The 15,545-nt window shown below is 55.6% G+C and carries 14 protein-coding genes and 1 pseudogene; 9 read left to right on the top strand and 6 right to left on the bottom strand.

All coding sequences use genetic code 11. From position 1 onward, the window contains the following. Nucleotides 1-18 precede the first annotated feature (18 nt). The 4 genes and pseudogenes from pssA to P8T57_RS13635 form a co-directional block, all read right to left on the bottom strand. On the bottom strand, nucleotides 19-879 hold the full coding sequence (pssA, locus tag P8T57_RS13650) for a CDP-diacylglycerol--serine O-phosphatidyltransferase (protein WP_007090516.1): 861 nt from the start codon (nucleotides 877-879) through the stop codon (nucleotides 19-21). Continuing rightward, a pseudogene (locus tag P8T57_RS13645) lies at nucleotides 879-1,592 on the bottom strand (phosphatidylserine decarboxylase); the annotation flags it as partial. The gene pssA and the pseudogene P8T57_RS13645, both read right to left, overlap by 1 nt. Before the next feature lie 154 nt (nucleotides 1,593-1,746). After that, nucleotides 1,747-2,880 carry an Ig-like domain-containing protein gene (locus P8T57_RS13640; RefSeq protein WP_341363394.1) on the bottom strand — a complete coding sequence of 378 codons (1,134 nt, stop codon included), beginning with the start codon at nucleotides 2,878-2,880 and terminating at the stop codon, nucleotides 1,747-1,749. A gap of 223 nt (nucleotides 2,881-3,103) precedes the next feature. Continuing rightward, on the bottom strand, nucleotides 3,104-4,090 hold the full coding sequence (locus P8T57_RS13635; RefSeq protein ID WP_341363393.1) for a hypothetical protein: 987 nt from the start codon (nucleotides 4,088-4,090) through the stop codon (nucleotides 3,104-3,106). 361 nt (nucleotides 4,091-4,451) lie between these two features. On the opposite strand from P8T57_RS13635, the gene P8T57_RS13630 reads away from it, so the two are divergent. Continuing rightward, the gene (locus P8T57_RS13630) at nucleotides 4,452-5,036 is read left to right on the top strand and encodes a TIGR00730 family Rossman fold protein (RefSeq protein ID WP_063092776.1); all 585 of its coding nucleotides are present in this window, start codon (nucleotides 4,452-4,454) and stop codon (nucleotides 5,034-5,036) included. A gap of 179 nt (nucleotides 5,037-5,215) precedes the next feature. Further along, nucleotides 5,216-6,295 carry a cytochrome-c peroxidase gene (locus P8T57_RS13625; RefSeq protein ID WP_063092775.1) on the top strand — a complete coding sequence of 360 codons (1,080 nt, stop codon included), beginning with the start codon at nucleotides 5,216-5,218 and terminating at the stop codon, nucleotides 6,293-6,295. Between the two features lie 105 nt (nucleotides 6,296-6,400). On the opposite strand, the gene P8T57_RS13620 is transcribed toward P8T57_RS13625, so the two are convergent. Together P8T57_RS13620 and P8T57_RS13615 are read right to left on the bottom strand one after the other, a co-directional pair. Further along, nucleotides 6,401-7,327, bottom strand: coding sequence for a LysR family transcriptional regulator (locus P8T57_RS13620; RefSeq protein WP_007090522.1), 927 nt, complete (start codon nucleotides 7,325-7,327; stop codon nucleotides 6,401-6,403). Between the two features lie 152 nt (nucleotides 7,328-7,479). Continuing rightward, a complete protein-coding gene (locus tag P8T57_RS13615) occupies nucleotides 7,480-7,974 on the bottom strand; it encodes an Rrf2 family transcriptional regulator (protein WP_341363392.1) in 495 nt (164 codons plus the stop codon). Between the two features lie 153 nt (nucleotides 7,975-8,127). On the opposite strand from P8T57_RS13615, the gene P8T57_RS13610 reads away from it, so the two are divergent. The 7 genes from P8T57_RS13610 to P8T57_RS13580 all read left to right on the top strand — a co-directional run bounded on the left by P8T57_RS13610 (nucleotide 8,128) and on the right by P8T57_RS13580 (nucleotide 15,470). After that, nucleotides 8,128-9,117: an NAD(P)/FAD-dependent oxidoreductase gene (locus P8T57_RS13610; RefSeq protein ID WP_341363391.1), complete on the top strand. Its 990-nt coding sequence runs from the start codon at nucleotides 8,128-8,130 to the stop codon at nucleotides 9,115-9,117. A gap of 188 nt (nucleotides 9,118-9,305) precedes the next feature. Next, nucleotides 9,306-10,091 carry a DeoR/GlpR family DNA-binding transcription regulator gene (locus P8T57_RS13605; RefSeq protein WP_341363390.1) on the top strand — a complete coding sequence of 262 codons (786 nt, stop codon included), beginning with the start codon at nucleotides 9,306-9,308 and terminating at the stop codon, nucleotides 10,089-10,091. Then, complete coding sequence (locus P8T57_RS13600) at nucleotides 10,088-11,227, top strand: ABC transporter ATP-binding protein (RefSeq protein ID WP_341363389.1); 1,140 nt, start codon at nucleotides 10,088-10,090, stop codon at nucleotides 11,225-11,227. Before P8T57_RS13605 ends, P8T57_RS13600 begins: the two co-directional genes overlap by 4 nt. A gap of 14 nt (nucleotides 11,228-11,241) precedes the next feature. After that, nucleotides 11,242-12,507 (top strand): ABC transporter substrate-binding protein, encoded by a 1,266-nt coding sequence (locus P8T57_RS13595; RefSeq protein ID WP_114094632.1) that lies wholly within the window; start codon nucleotides 11,242-11,244, stop codon nucleotides 12,505-12,507. A gap of 89 nt (nucleotides 12,508-12,596) precedes the next feature. Next, the gene (locus P8T57_RS13590; RefSeq protein WP_007090528.1) at nucleotides 12,597-13,505 is read left to right on the top strand and encodes a sugar ABC transporter permease; all 909 of its coding nucleotides are present in this window, start codon (nucleotides 12,597-12,599) and stop codon (nucleotides 13,503-13,505) included. Next, a complete protein-coding gene (locus P8T57_RS13585) occupies nucleotides 13,502-14,365 on the top strand; it encodes a carbohydrate ABC transporter permease (RefSeq protein ID WP_220150854.1) in 864 nt (287 codons plus the stop codon). The genes P8T57_RS13590 and P8T57_RS13585 overlap by 4 nt, the downstream gene beginning before the upstream one ends. A 124-nt stretch (nucleotides 14,366-14,489) precedes the next feature. Further along, on the top strand, nucleotides 14,490-15,470 hold the full coding sequence (locus P8T57_RS13580) for an EamA family transporter (protein WP_341363388.1): 981 nt from the start codon (nucleotides 14,490-14,492) through the stop codon (nucleotides 15,468-15,470). The last annotated feature ends 75 nt before the right edge of the window (nucleotides 15,471-15,545 follow it).

Raw genomic sequence — 15,545 nt, 5'->3', positions numbered from 1 at the left:
AGTCTTGATCGGGTGTGATCAGTTCTGGTGGACCCTGTTAAGTCCCTCGTCGGGATCGTCGTCGGGTTCACCGTCATCGTCTTCTTCCTCGGCTCGGACTTCTTCCTGCTGGTTTTCAACGCCCATCCGGCGATAGGACCGATAGGACAGCGGGAAGGTTGCGAAATAGACCGCGGCAATCACCGACAGGGTCAACCAAGGCGAGGACACCAGAAACGCCACAGACGCCCCGAATGCCAGCATCAGTGGCAAAACCCACGCCCGCGGAATTTTGACCTTTTTGAACGAAAAGGTCGGCATGCGCGAAACCATCAGTCCGGCAATCAGAACACCATATGGTGCGACGATATAGGGGCTGTCAAACACGCCCCGCCCGAACTGGAAGGTCAGAACAATCGGCCACATCGCAAGGGCGGCTGCCGCCGGGGCCGGAACGCCGGTGAAAAAGCGATAAGCCCATGTCGGTAATTCCGGTTCACCCAGCATCTGGGTATTAAACCGTGCCAGACGCAACGCCATGCACACCGCAAACAGAAGCGACAAGGCCCAGCCGACCGGTCCGAATTCATGCAGCGACCAGAAATACAGCATCATCGCAGGCGCAACGCCAAAGCAGACAAAGTCCGAAAGACTGTCAAGTTCGGCCCCAAAACGGCTTGACGCGTTCAGCATCCGGGCCAGACGACCGTCAAGGCCATCAATGATCCCGGCGATCAGGATGGCGGCAACCGCGGCTTCCCATCGATCCTGCATCGCAAAACGGATCGACGTCAGCCCCGCACACATCCCCATCAGGGTCGCGACATTCGGCGCCAGACGGCTGAGCGATAATGCCTTGAACCGACGGGGGCGATGATCTTGCCGGATGCCGCCTGCCATTAGCGAATCTCCCCGACGGCCGCTTCAACCCCCTTGGCCGCAATATCGGCAAGGATGGTTTCACCCGCAATCGTGGTCTGGCCAACGATGACCTTGGGTTCTACACCTTCGGGCAGATAAACGTCAACCCGCGATCCGAAACGGATCAGGCCGAAACGTTCGCCCGCCTTAAGCTGCGAACCACGACCGACATCGCAAAGGATACGACGTGCTACCAGACCCGCGATCTGGACAACACCGAACTCGCGACCTTCCCTGTCACGCACCAGAAGGATCTGGCGTTCGTTGTTTTCCGATGCCTTGTCGAGTTCGGCATTAACGAATTTGCCGGGCACATAGGCCTCGCCGACGACTTCACCATTGACCGGGCAACGGTTCACATGAACGTTGAACACATTCATGAAAATCGAAACGCGGGTACGCGGCGTTTTGTCGTCCAGTTCAAGTTCCTTGGGCAGTGGTGCCTTGGAAATCATGCAGACGCGGCCATCCGCCGGGGAAATGACAAGATTTTCGTCAACCGGGGTAATACGATCCGGATCGCGGAAGAAATAAGCACACCAGAGTGTCAGGATCACACCGATCCAGCCCAGCGGTTCGGCAATCAGAAACAGAACCACGGTGATCGCTGCAAAAATCGCAACGAATTTCCAGCCTTCGGGATTGATCGGCACAAGAACGGATTTCAAAGTCTTTATTCCCTGGTTGCCATGGGTATGGGCATAACAATGACGGTATCGATACTACCGGTTGGTCGCGTTCTTAGCATCTAGTGATGACAAAGGGCAACGCAACCCGAAAGGCCCTGAATAAAAAAAGGGGCAAAACACCATTATCATGTGTTTTGCCCCTCGCAAAGAACAGCAATTACTGCTGGGCGGTTCCATTTTCCGGAAGCGCAAAAATCTGGCCCGGATAAATCAGGTCGGGATCACGGATCTGTTTGCGGTTCTGGTTGTAAATCACCCAGTATTGCAGACCATCACCATAGGTCCGGCGCGCGATCCGCCACAGGCTGTTGCCCGGTTGAACGACATAACGTGTCCCCGGCTCCAGAATCTGATCCGGGCGGGCACGTTCAAACGGCAGTTCAACACGTGCCGTCACCTTGTCGGACGCATCAAGCTGATCGGCGCGCAACTGATACTGGCTCGGCTCAATCGGTTCGCCAATTGTCAGGGCCCAGTTGCCGTCATCCCCGGTCGAGGCACTGCCGACAAATTTGTTGTCAAGGTAAACGCGAATGCTGGTGTCGTCATCGGCCTTGCCAGACATGGCAACCCGGCCCTGTTCGTCATAATCGACAACATCAATCGACAGGCGCGGCATCGCTGCTGCGGGAACTTCCGACCCTTCCGGCATCGCCTGGGCCAGTTCGCGCGCGGTTTCTTCGCTCATATCTTCGGGGGCCGGGCCCTGCATGACGCTCGCGGCACCACCTTTCTTGGGGACGCGCATGGCGATGATCGGCTGTTCTGCCTTGTCATCGTCTTTTGCCGCGTTACCGGACTGTTCGACCGTTGTGGCTTCGCCTGATGCCGGTTTTTCAGGGATCAGAACCACGAGATTGTCATCGCCCTTATAGACTTCGCCAGTGCTGTCTTCGGATTCAAGCGACAATTCCCGGTCACCACTTGCCAGCGGCTTATCAGGCAAAACCACCCATTCCCCGCGTTCATCAGCGGTTGCCTGCCCGATGACTTCATCACCCTCGCGGATGCGCACGGTGCTGTTGGGAGCGGCGCGACCGGCAATCACGGCATTGCCATCCGGTCCAATGCGCACAACGTCAAAGCTCGGCGTGCGAACTTCGGGTGCGGCTTCGGTTTGTTCCGGCGCGACCTGCGGCGTATTTGCGGCATCCGGTGTCACGGCGGGCGGTGCTGTTGTTCTTGCCGGTGTATCGGCTTCATCTGCCGACTGTGTCAGCATATAATTCAACGAGATCGCAGCGACAATCAGCAGGACGCCAATGATGACGAGGATATAAGGTCTTTTCACCGGTAATATCCTTGAACGGTGGTTATGATTATTACGGACGGCGTCGAAACCTTATAACTATCAGTCATTAAGTCCCCCAAACGCCCCGCCCGACGCGTTAATTAGAACCTTGTACTACTTTCAGCACACAGTTTCCATAACGTAACAAACCGAGATTACAGTGCAACAGTTAGGCAAAGATGAATAGAATCAGCGCTGTTGGTCAAGCCTTGTGCCGAATTCCTTACGGAATGGCCTGCATTGTCGCCCCGATATAGGCCACAAGTGCCGCCACAAGCACTGGTAGCGCCAGAACCGATACCCGCACCAGCATCGCCAGAACCGCACCGCCCGCACCAGCATTAGCGCCCATATCGGCAGGAAAATGGGCGGCAATCAGCGCCGCCCCCGACCCGGCAAACACCACCAGAACCAGAACCGCCATTGCAAATGTCGCCCCCGGCACCGCCAGCATCACACCCGATGCGCTTGCCATCAGGGCGGTACTGATCGCCAACCACAAGGCGGCGCGATATTGCGGGGCGGCCTTTTCGGAAATCAGCGCCACCAACAGGGCCACCGAAAGACCGGCCAGAAACACCACATGATCGTGCAGACCAAACTGGGCGGCGATAATCCCCTGCCCGATGGCAAGCGCGACAAAGGTCGCAACCGGGGCCGGTTTCGCCGCATCCTCGTCGCTTGTAACAACAGATTTTGTCGATGTTTTGGCGGATTTTGCCGATTTGCCGTTCTTTTTGCCCCTGCCCTTGGTCACAGCCGGGTCTTCGTCCTCTTCAAAATTGGGGCGCGTCACCCACAAAAAGGACGCACCGATCAGGATATAGGTGATCCACACCAGCGTCACCAAGCCGCCCGGATGATACAAAAGCCCGGTAACCGGGGCCGCCAGAACCAGCCAGCCGCCAAGCAGCATCAACAAAATTGCGACAATCGCGCAAGCGCGCGCGCGCAAATGTGCGAAATCAAGGATAGCGCCGCAAACGCCGCCCAGCACCAGCATCAGAAGTGCTGCCCCCACACCGCCCCGGGCGGTTGCAGGCAAACCGATGGCCGCCGGGACGGCAACCACCACCGCCGGAATAACCGCAGCCAGCACCATGCGCCGTGCAAGGGCCCGGTCAAGGCCCAGCCAAAGGGCAAGCATCAAGACCGTGGTAATAACACCGGACACCAGAATGGCGAGCCAAAAGGGACTGTCGACAAACACGTTGGGCGATCCTGCCTTCTTGTTGTTTCATTTCAACCTGCGCGAACATGGCCTGCGCGCAGATGCGAATAGCCATCCCACAATCAGGTTCAGAACCTGTTAACCATCGGCGAAAAATCACCTCGGCTTATCGCGCCCGATCATGGCGATTGCCAAGGCAAAAATGCGGCAAGGATCACATGATATCGATAACCCGACGTCACGGGAACTTCGCAAAGGAAACTATTGACCGGGTGACCGCGCAATAGGCTATGCTCCGCAGATAGACGGGCCACGTCGCCAGACGACAAACGCACCATCCACATGGCGCGGTGTTCAGGCGAGAGTTACCTGCGAGATAACAACAAAGAGGCAGGTTGCCATGACAAGAGTTAAATCGATCTGTGTTTTTTGCGGCGCTTCGAACGGCAAAAACCCCCAGCACATGGAAAACGCGATTGCGTTTGGCAAAATGATGGCCGAACGCGGCATAACACTGGTGTATGGTGGCGGCCGTATCGGATTGATGGGCGCAGTTGCCGATGCGGTCATGAAAAATGGCGGCAAGGTGGTCGGCATCATCCCGGCCCATCTGGATGACATCGAAGTCGGCCATAAGGGGCTTAGCGAACTGATCGTCTGCAAATCCATGTATGAACGCAAGGTCGAAATGTTCAAACGTTCGGATGCGTTCGTCACCCTTGCCGGTGGCCTTGGCAGCCTTGACGAAGCCTTCGAGGCGCTAACCCTTCGCCAGCTTGGCATCCATGACAAGCCGCTGGTGTTCATGAACGCCCTTGGATATTGGGACAAATGCCTTGATATGATTGATGGCATTATCGAAGACGGCTTTGCACGTGAAAGCAACCGCAACCTGTTTACGGTGGCCGAAACGCTGGATGAAGTGTTTGAACAGCTTGAAGCCGAGCCCGCCCCAAAATTCGATCCGCGTGAAAAGCTTCTTTAAGCCCGATTTAACGGCCAGGATATCCAATCCGCAAGATATCGATTCTTGCGGATTTTTCTTTGTAAAATTCCAATCAACATACTGATATTACATTTATTTTAGGCACTTGACATATATCATCGTGATTGCATTTGCCGCCTGTTTTACTTCCCGAACCACCATCATTTGGGAGAGAGCAAATGAAATCGTATCGTGGTCTGGTCGGCAGCCTTGTTTCCATTGCTGCCATGCTGGGGGTCGCTGGGAACGTCCTTGCAGCAGAACCACTATCACCTTCTGACTTGCGCAAGACGGCCCTTGAGCATTTCGAAGTCATTCCGTCAATGGTACCAGCCGTCAAAGGCAACGCGGTCACACGCGAAAAGGTCGAACTGGGCAAGATGCTGTTCTTTGATCCGCGTCTGTCGGCCAGTGCGCTGATTTCGTGCAATACATGCCACAATCTGGGCATGGGCGGGGATGACAACCTTGAAACATCCATCGGTCATGGCTGGCAGAAAGGCCCGCGTAACGCCCCGACCGTTCTGAATGCCGTGTTTAACGAAGCACAGTTCTGGGACGGACGTGCGGAAGACCTGAAGGCACAGGCCAAGGGCCCGGTTCAGGCCGGAGTTGAAATGGCAAGCACCCCCGAACGTGTTGTCGAGGTACTGAAAAGCATGGGCGATTACGTCCAGAAATTCGTCCACGCCTTCCCGGGTGAAAGCGACCCGGTAACGTTTGACAACATGGCCAAGGCGATCGAGGCGTTCGAAGCAACCCTGATCACCCCGGCATCACGGTTTGACCAGTTCCTCGAAGGAAACGATGCCATCCTGACCAAAACCGAAATGGCCGGACTTGAACTGTTCATCGATACTGGTTGTGCATCCTGCCATAACGGAGTGAATGTCGGTGGCACCGGTTATTATCCGTTCGGTGTTGTCGAACAGCCGGGTGCGGAAATCCTGCCGCCCGATGACAAGGGCCGCTTTGCCGTGACCCAGACGGCAACGGATGACTATGTGTTCCGCGCCGGACCGCTCCGCAATATCGAACTGACCGCACCCTATTTCCATTCCGGCAAGGTCTGGGACCTGGAGCAGGCGGTTGCGATCATGGGATCAAGCCAGCTTGGTGCTGAACTTGACAACAGCCAGATTAAGGCGATTACCGCCTTCCTCATGACCCTGACCGGGGAAGCGCCGCGGGTGGAATATCCAATCCTGCCGGTCAGCAGCAAAACCACACCCAAACCGGCCGCAATGGTCGCAAACTGATCCCACAGGGGTGTGGAAAAGCAGAAAGTAGCCGCAAAGGTGCGAACCCCGACACGCTCTTTGCGAACCTGCCGCCCGACACAACCCGGGCGGCATTTCTTTTGCCTATTTCAGTTCCATTCCCTCGCCGCCAGAGGCCCGTGCACCTGATAACTGCATCACCCGGCGTTTATACATATCGGCAACCCAGTTGGTCGCCTGTTTGATACCTTCGGCGGCCCGCAGATCGCGGTGAACAATCAGCCAGATATCAGAATCCAGCGTCTCGATCGGGCGCGAAACCCGGGCCAGTGCCGGGTCGCTGTCGCCCAGAAAGCACGGCAAAATTCCCGCCCCGATCCCGGTGCGCAATGCATTTTGCAGCATCGCGGTATTGCCCGCGCGAAATAACGGTTTATTGCCGTCAATATGGGCCAGCAACCAGCGCTGGCTTTCATAAAGGTCGAATTCTTCGGAAAAACAGATCCACGGCGCATTGGCAAATACCCGATCCGGTCCCATACCCCGCATATCGTACGCCAATCTTTCGGTCGCATAGACCGCACATGAAATCGTGCCAAGCCGCTTGGTAATGAAATCCCCGGTCAAAGGCAAACCATGCCGGACGGCAAAGTCCGCCTCGCGCTTGGTCAGCAATTGCGTATCATCGGATTGCCGGATTTCAAGGTAAAGCCCATCGGGTTTGCTATCAATCTGACCTGCCAGAAACAGGGCCGACCACGCACTGGCGGTCAGGCGAACCTGCCGGTCGCGAATGCCCGATATCGCATCGCCCTGCCGATGGAAGGCAAAGGCGGCTTCTTCCATCGCCTCGGCGCGCGGGCGTAAATCGCGCCCGGCTTCGGTCATGCGCAATCCTTCTGGCAGGCGATCAAACAGCACCACGCCGACGACATCTTCAAGGGCGGACAAATGCCGCCCCAATGTCGGCTGGCTGACGCCAAGCTCCTGAGAGGCCGCCCTGAGGCTGCCGGTGCGCGCAAGTGCAAGAAACACGCGTATATGATCCCAGTCCGGTTTTTTGGTTGTCATCGGGGGCCTCGGTTGGTGGTGGGGCGCGATACAGGATTGAATAACGGATCATCAAAAAATCCCGTTGTTATTCATTATTGGATCACCGCCGATCCCGCAAGCCATGGTTGCGCGGGCACAGACATAGAGCCACAAGTATTTGCAAGGTATGATTATTCGGGATCGCCGGAGTGAGGCAGATGTTCAAAAATGCTGCCCGGTCCGGTCCATTTGCCATCGGGCTCGGTCGGCCAGCGCTGATCGACGTCAGTGGCAAGATCGGCCAGCGTGACCGACGCAAACCGCTCAAGCAAAAGTTTCTCGGCGGCGTCAAACGAACTGCCAAGGGCGGCATTTACCGCCTGTTCAACCAGACATTCGGGATGTTCGACCGCAACCCCCACGGCAAAGATCGACGGATTGCCAAGCGCGTTATGGATATCAAGAAACGTGATTTCCGAAAGCGGGCGAATAATCACCCATCCGCCGCCATGCCCCTTTTCGGATCGCACATAACCGGCATCGCGCAACCCTGCCATCGTACGCCGAACCACAACCGGATTGGTATCAAGCATCCGGGCAATCATGTCGGACGTCATCGCCCCGCCAAACCGATCCATATGGATCAGGACGTGCAACATGCGGGAAAGGCGACTGTCACGGCGCATTGATGGTTTCCTTGGTCTGGCAATATCACGGCCAGACTATCGGGCTTTGGCGCATATTCGCAACACCAAAAGTTTCAAGACCCTTGACATTGCAAAATCACGATACTTATAAAGTTACATGATTCATTTTCAGTTACCGTACGGAGCCCCGATATGTCCGATACATTCGCACCCTCATCAGTTGCCCATCCAGTTTCGATGCCGGACCCGCAAAAACTTTATGACGCGATCATCATCGGTGCCGGTTTTGCCGGTTTATCCGCTGCCATGCAGTTGGCCCGCGCCCGCAAAGAGATTTGCATCATTGATGCCGGATTGCCGCGCAACCGTTTTGCCGCGGCATCGCACGGCTTTTTCGGGCTGGATGGCAAAAGCCCGGATGAAATTGCCCGTCTGGCGATGGGGCAAATTCGCGCCTATCCCACCGTCAGCATTGCGCATGGCATGGCAAAAACCGCGACCCGACTGGAACCGGATACCGCCGGAACCGGGGACGAAGACAGCAACCGTTTCAAGGTATCGCTGGAAGATGGCCGCCGCTTTCAGGCCCGCCGCCTGATCCTTGCTACCGGCGTGGTTGACACCCTGCCCGACATTCCCGGTCTGATGCCGCGTTGGGGCAAAACCTTGCTGCATTGTCCCTATTGCCATGGTTACGAAGTTCGTGACCGGGAACTTGGCGTGCTTGCAACCGGCCCGATGTCCACCCATCAGGCAATGATGATCCCGGACTGGGGCCCGACGACCTTCTTCACCCAAGGGAAATACGAACCGGAACCTGAAATCCGCACACAGATGGATACGCGCGGCATCACGATTGAACAAAGTCCGATAGTCGAACTGATCGGCACCGCCCCCGAACTTGACGCCGTTAAACTGGCCGACGGGCGCACCAAGCCCATTCAGGCCCTGTTTGCCGGGCCAACTGTTTCAATGACCAATCCACTTGCGGAAATGCTGGGTTGCAGGTTCGAAGACGGCCTTGCCGGACCGTTCATCAAGGTCGACGCATCACAGGAAACCAGCATCCCCGGCGTCTTTGCCGCGGGCGATGCCGCCACGGCGCGCCATAATGCCACACTGGCCTCGGCCGCAGGCGTTCTGGCCGGGGTTGGGGTGCATCAGTCGTTGATTTTTACATAGTTGAAACGCAATCACAGCAATCTCGCGACATGATTTTCACCCGGCCATCGGGGCATCCCGGTGGCCGCAATCATACTGGAAAAGGACCGAAAACAACATTCATACGAATGTCACTCTTCTGAAATCTTAGTGACAACGAAGCTCTATATGATCGCGGTTATGTTCAAAACAACAAATCAAGCGATCAGATGAACATCTCAATCCGGCAACGCCATATTATCGATATTCTGCGCCGTGATGGCTTTGCATCCATTGATGCATTGGCGGACCAATTTGAAGTCACACCACAAACCGTGCGTCGCGACGTCAATATTTTAAGCGACGCCAATCTGGTGCGCCGACGCCATGGTGGGGCCGAATACGCCGGCGAGCCGGGCATGAACCTGTCATATGACAATCGTCAGGTGACCAACATTGCCGCCAAGCACGCCATTTCGCTGCATGTTGCCGGGAAAATTCCCGACGGGGCATCAATCCTGATCGGGATCGGCAGCACACTTGAATTGCTGGCGCTTAATCTGGCGGATCATCGCAACCTGACCGTCATCACCAACAATCTGAATGTCGCGATGGCGCTGGGCACAAATACCAGCAACCGGATCGTTATTCCTGGCGGCACTGTGCGTCTGCCCGATCGTGACCTGATCACACCGGACGCCGAAGAGATGTTCCATAACTACAAAGCTGATTTCGGTATTTTCGGTGTTGGTGGAATTGAAACCGACGGAACGTTGACCGACTTCGACCATCGCGAAGTCGCCTTGCGTCAGGCGATCATTGGAAACTGCCGAAATTCCATTCTGGTTGCCGATCAATCGAAATTCGGTCGCCCGGCCCCGGCCAAGGGCGGGCACCTCACCGACCCCGACATGATCGTCATTGATCAAAAACCCGGCGATGATTTTAACGCCCTGTTCCAGCGCCAGGACATCCTCGACCGGCTGCAAATAGCAAAAGGCGAAACTCCCAAATGACGTCTCAGACCCCCGACTCCCAAAGACCCTTTATCAGGATCGAAAATGTTTCACGCATTTTTGACGGTGGAAACGGTGTTCATGACCTTTCCGTTGATATACCGCGCGGCAGCTTTGTCGTTCTGCTGGGGCCCTCCGGCTGCGGAAAGTCAACCACGCTGCGTCTGATTGCAGGTCTTGAAACCGCCGATCAGGGTCGCATTCTGATTGACGATCAGGACGTCACCGCAGTCCCGCCGTCAAAACGACAGCTATCCATGGTGTTTCAATCCTATGCGCTGTTTCCTCACCTTAGCGTCGCAGAAAACATTGTTTTTGGCCTGAAGGTTCGCAAATGCACCAAGGCTGAAATGGCGAAACGCCTGGCCGATGCGCTCGGTGTGACCGGATTGGAAGGGTTGGAGAAACGCAAGCCTGCCGAACTTTCGGGCGGACAACGTCAACGGGTTGCACTGGCACGCGCCATCGTTGCCGGGCATCCGCTGTGCCTGATGGATGAACCACTATCCAATCTGGACGCAAAACTGAGGCATTCCGTGCGCAAGGATATTCGCGACCTGCAGCAACGCCTTGGCATCACGGTGGTGTATGTCACTCACGATCAAACCGAAGCGATGAGCATGGCAGATATCGTCATCCTGATGAAGAATGGCCGTATCGAGCAGGCAGGAACCCCGGCAGACCTTTATCTGAAACCCGCCACCGCCTTTGCCGCAAGCTTTGTCGGCAGCCCGCCAATGGGGCTATTGCCAGCAACCGCAATCCCGTCCGACGCCCTGCCAAGCGGTGCACGACCCGACAATCTGATTGTCGGCATCAGACCCGAAGACATCAAACTTGATACCGACCAGCAAAACAGTGCTTCGGGCCTCTCCGCGACGGTCATATCCAGCGAGTTCCTGGGACCGGAAACCTTTGTCTATCTGTCAATAGACGGAACCGACGGGACAACGGCCCGCCTGCCCGGTCGTGTGCATCTTTCGCCCGGGACACAAGTCTCGCTCAGTTGGGCTGGCGTTGCTGCCCACTGGTTTGATCGCGAACACGGTCATCGTCTTTCGGCGGCGATGAACGACCATGCAACGCAAAAATCTTTTGTTACGACGACCAATCACTCAGCAATTCCGACATCGTAAAAGGACAGAAACCGATGCGTAATTCCATTACCAGTGCCGCTTTTGCTGCCGGTCTGCTTGCTTCGGCGGCAACCCCGGCCTTTGCCGCAACCGAACTGACAATGTATTACCCCATCGCCGTTGGCGGTGCGTTGACCGAAGTAATCGACGGCATGATTGACGGTTTTGAAGCCGAACATCCCGACGTCAAGGTCAATGCGATTTATGCCGGAAACTATGACGACACCCGACTGCGTGCGGTTTCTGCAATCAAAAGCGGCGATCCGGCGCAGCTTTCGGTGATGTTTTCGATCGATGTCTATGACCTGATCGAACAGGATTTGATCATTCCGTTTGATGATGTTGTCAAAACCGCAGAAGACAAGGAATGGCTTAACGGCTTCTATCCGGCGCTGATGGCCAATGGCAAAGTCGACAACAAAACCTGGGGCATCCCGTTCCAGCGTTCAACCATCGTCATGTACTACAACAAGGACATGTTCCGCGAAGCCGGTCTTGATCCGGAAACTCCACCCCAGACCTGGGAAGAAATGGTTGCCGCGGGCAAGGCGCTTTCCAAAGACGGCAAATGGGGTCTAATGGTTCCGTCCACCGGATATCCTTATTGGATGTTCCAGTGCTTTGCCATTCAGAATGGCAAGGAACTGATGAATGCCGACGGAACGGAAACCTATTTCGATGATCCTGCCGTCATCGAGGCTCTTGAATACTGGCGCGGCCTCGCCACAAAAGAAAAGATCATGCCTGAGGGCACGATTGAGTGGGGCACACTTCGTCAGGCTTTCGTGCAGGGTCAGACCGGCATGATGTGGCATTCGACAGGCAACCTGTCTGCTGTCAAAAAAGAAGCCAAGTTTGACTTCGGTGTTGCCATGCTTCCGGCGCACAAAATGCCCGGTTCACCGACCGGGGGCGGCAATTTCTATATGTTCAAGGGTTCCAGCCCGGAACAGCAGGCCGCATCGCTTGACCTGATCAAATACATGACCGCGCCGGAACGTGCCGCAGAATGGTCAATTGCAACCGGTTATGTCGGCGTTACCCCGGCATCCTACGAAACCGACGCGCTGAAATCCTATACCAGCGAGTTCCCGCAGGCTGTGGTTGCCCGCGATCAGCTTAACGTCGCGATCCCGGAGTTCTCGACCTATGAAACGGCCCGTGTTCGTGAATCTCTTAACAACGCCATTCAGGCGGCCCTGACCGGCGAAAAATCGCCGAAACAGGCCCTGGTCGACGCCCAGGAAGACGCCAACCGTCTTCTTAAGGCGTTCAACTAAGCCGATCTGCTGCCGGGACGGTTTTCCCCCGTCCCGGCCCTTTTTGCTTTCTTCATTTGAAATCCTTTTGAATTCAGGACGTGGCCTCGATGGGTGATCAGCCTCGAAACGATCTGGCAGCAATACAAAGACGCAAACTTGCTCTTTACGGTTGGATGCTGATGGCGCCGTCGTTGGCGTTGCTTAGCCTGTTTGCATTTTACCCGGCCATCGCGACCTTCTTTGGCAGTCTTTTTACCCGTGGCACAACACGCCGCCCAAGCAGCTTTGCGGGATTTGAAAACTATCTTGATCTGTTTGCCGACCCGACATTCTGGACCGTGGCAGGCAACAATCTGATTTATGCCGGGGTTACAATTCCGGTTTCGATCATCTTTGCCCTGATCATGGCGCTTTGGGCCAATGCGCATATTCCAGCACGAAGCTTTGTGCGTAGCGCCTATTTCACGCCGACGATCCTGCCGATGATTGCCGCAGCGAATTTATGGTTGTTTTTCTATACCCCCGATCTTGGCATCATTGATCGTATTACCGGATTTTTTGGCGCGGAACCGACCAACTGGCTAGGGCAGCCCGAAACGGCACTGGCCGCGGTCATCATCGTGACGATCTGGAAAGAAGCCGGGTTCTTCATGATCTTCTATCTGGCAGCCCTTCAGACCATTCCGCCGGACCTCCGCGAAGCGGCCCGCATTGAAGGGGCCGGTCGCTGGACCTATACACGACGGGTGCTTTTGCCGCTTTTGATGCCAACCACGATATTCGTCTTTGTCAATGCGCTGATCAATTCGATCAAACTGATCGATCATCTGTTCATCCTCACCAAAGGCGGGCCGAACAATGCGTCAAAACTGATCCTTTACTGGATCTGGGAAATGGCATTCGCCTATTTCGACCGCCCGCATGCCGCGGCAATGACCATGATGGTTTTGCTAGTACTTGGTATCGTCGCAATCGTGCAATTCCGACTGGTTGAAAAACGGACCCATTACCGATGAACGTACATCTCGGCACCCGCCCATCACTCATCGCCCAACCACATATTCGGTTCCCCGATCTTGCCAGGATTCTCGATACGCTGGGCGCATGGGTTCTTGCTCTTGTCTGGATTGCGCCGCTGTTATTTGCCCTTTGGGCGGCACTGCAACCGTCGGGCAGTGCACTGGAACTTGATTTCAGTGCACCACTGACCTTGCAGAATTTCATTGATGTCTGGAATGCCGTGCCTTGGATCGGCTATTTCGTCAATACGCTTACGCTTGTGTCCCTGATCCTGATGGGTCAGCTTGTTTTGTGCACATTGGCCGGTTTTGCCTTTGCCCGGTTTGCGTTCCGCGGCCGTGATGCCCTTTTCATTCTGGTGCTGTTGCAGTTGTTCATCCTGCCAGAAGTTCTGATTGTCGAAAACTATGCCATAGTTGCCAAACTGGGCCTGTTTGATACCGCCCTTGGCATCGGCTTGCCCTATATGGCCAGCGCATTTGGCATTTTCCTGCTGCGTCAGGCCTTCAAATCCGTACCGCTTGAACTTGAAGAAGCCGCACGTATCGAGGGATGCAGCTGGATGGGCGTTTTGTGGAAAGTTTATGTCCCTGCGGCCAAGCCGGTTTATCTGGCGTATGCGCTGGTGTCGGTGGCGACCCACTGGAATAATTTCCTGTGGCCGCTTATCGTGACAAATTCACCGGAAACCCGGCCATTGACCGTGGGGCTTTCATTGTTCGGTGCGCCGGAAACCGGTGTTGATATTTCGGTGATCAGTGCTGCCACCATCCTGACCATTTTGCCGCTTCTGATCGCCTTCCTGATTTTCCAGCGCCAGTTCATTCAGGCATTTCTGCGTGCCGGGATCAGATGAACCGAAAGCTGTCCCGTTGACCCGGCGATACAAATTTGAATAACGCCACTTAAATATCGGGCATGGCTATTCATTCCTGAATCCAACAGACTGGCAACGTTCATAACTTTTGAAGTTTTTTCATATGCCGGTTCTGATCCTGCTTGTCAGCACAACAGTCGTCTGGGCGATGCTTCTGGTGTGCAACCGGATTGCATTGACAGCGTTTGATGTCGATGTTTATGCCATGACCTGCTGGCAACTGGTTTTCGGCGGGCTGGCACTTGTGCTGATGGCACCAGGAAGGCTCATTCCGTGGCGGCAATTCACCTTGCCGATCAACTGGGCATATGGGGTTTTGCGCGTTCTGACCGGGGTCAGCTGGACCGCGGCACTGGTCTATATCAGCGCGCCTGAAAGCGGAATTTTATCACAAACCGGCATGCCGATGGCGGCCCTTGCCGCGGCCTTTATCCTTGGTCGCGCACCGGGCAAGGCGGAATGGTTCGGGCACACGATCCTGCTTGCCGGTGCCGGTTTTCTGGCGTGGCATCTGCCCGACGGCCTTGCCAATCCTGCGGTGTGGTTGATGCTGGCGTCCGAGGTTACGGCGATTTTATCATCCGTTCTGGCGGAAAAACACCCTGACAACCAGATCAAAGATGCGTGGTCGCATCTGCGATTTACCGGGGTTTTGTTGCTGATTACCGCATCGGTATTTTTGATCTTCCCGCCGCTGATCGGTTTTATCAGCCCGGTTCCGATCCCCTATACCTCGCTTGACGGGTTCTTCGGGATCGAGACCATATTGGCCGGTCTGATCCTTGGCACACTATTGCGCGGTCCTGCCATGGTCCTGACATTGCGGTCGATCAAGACAGCCGGGATGGAGAAATACATCCTTGCGACCAGTATCCTGCCTTTCATCCTTCTGGGCCTTGAAATGCTGGCCGCGCAATTTGAACTGACGCCAGCCCCCACCCATAACAGCGTTTTCTGGATTTCGGCCCTTCTGGTGATGCTGGGCATTATTCAGATCACCTATTCGAAACGTCTCCATTCCAGACGCCTGAAGGCGCTTGGTGCAACCACCCCGGCTGGGGCAGCCCCCACTGCCCCGGCCTGAGAACGAAAAGAACAAGAAGCCCCCCTTGCGCCACCAATGCAGGGTCGCCCGGCGGTCAGGAGCCCCTTTCTTCTG

It is taken from the genome of Thalassospira sp. SN3W (assembly GCF_038070535.1).
GTDB lineage: Bacteria > Pseudomonadota > Alphaproteobacteria > Rhodospirillales > Thalassospiraceae > Thalassospira > Thalassospira xiamenensis.
The sequence above is the reverse complement of the archived record's forward strand: the minus strand, read 5'-3'. Positions and strand labels throughout refer to the sequence as shown.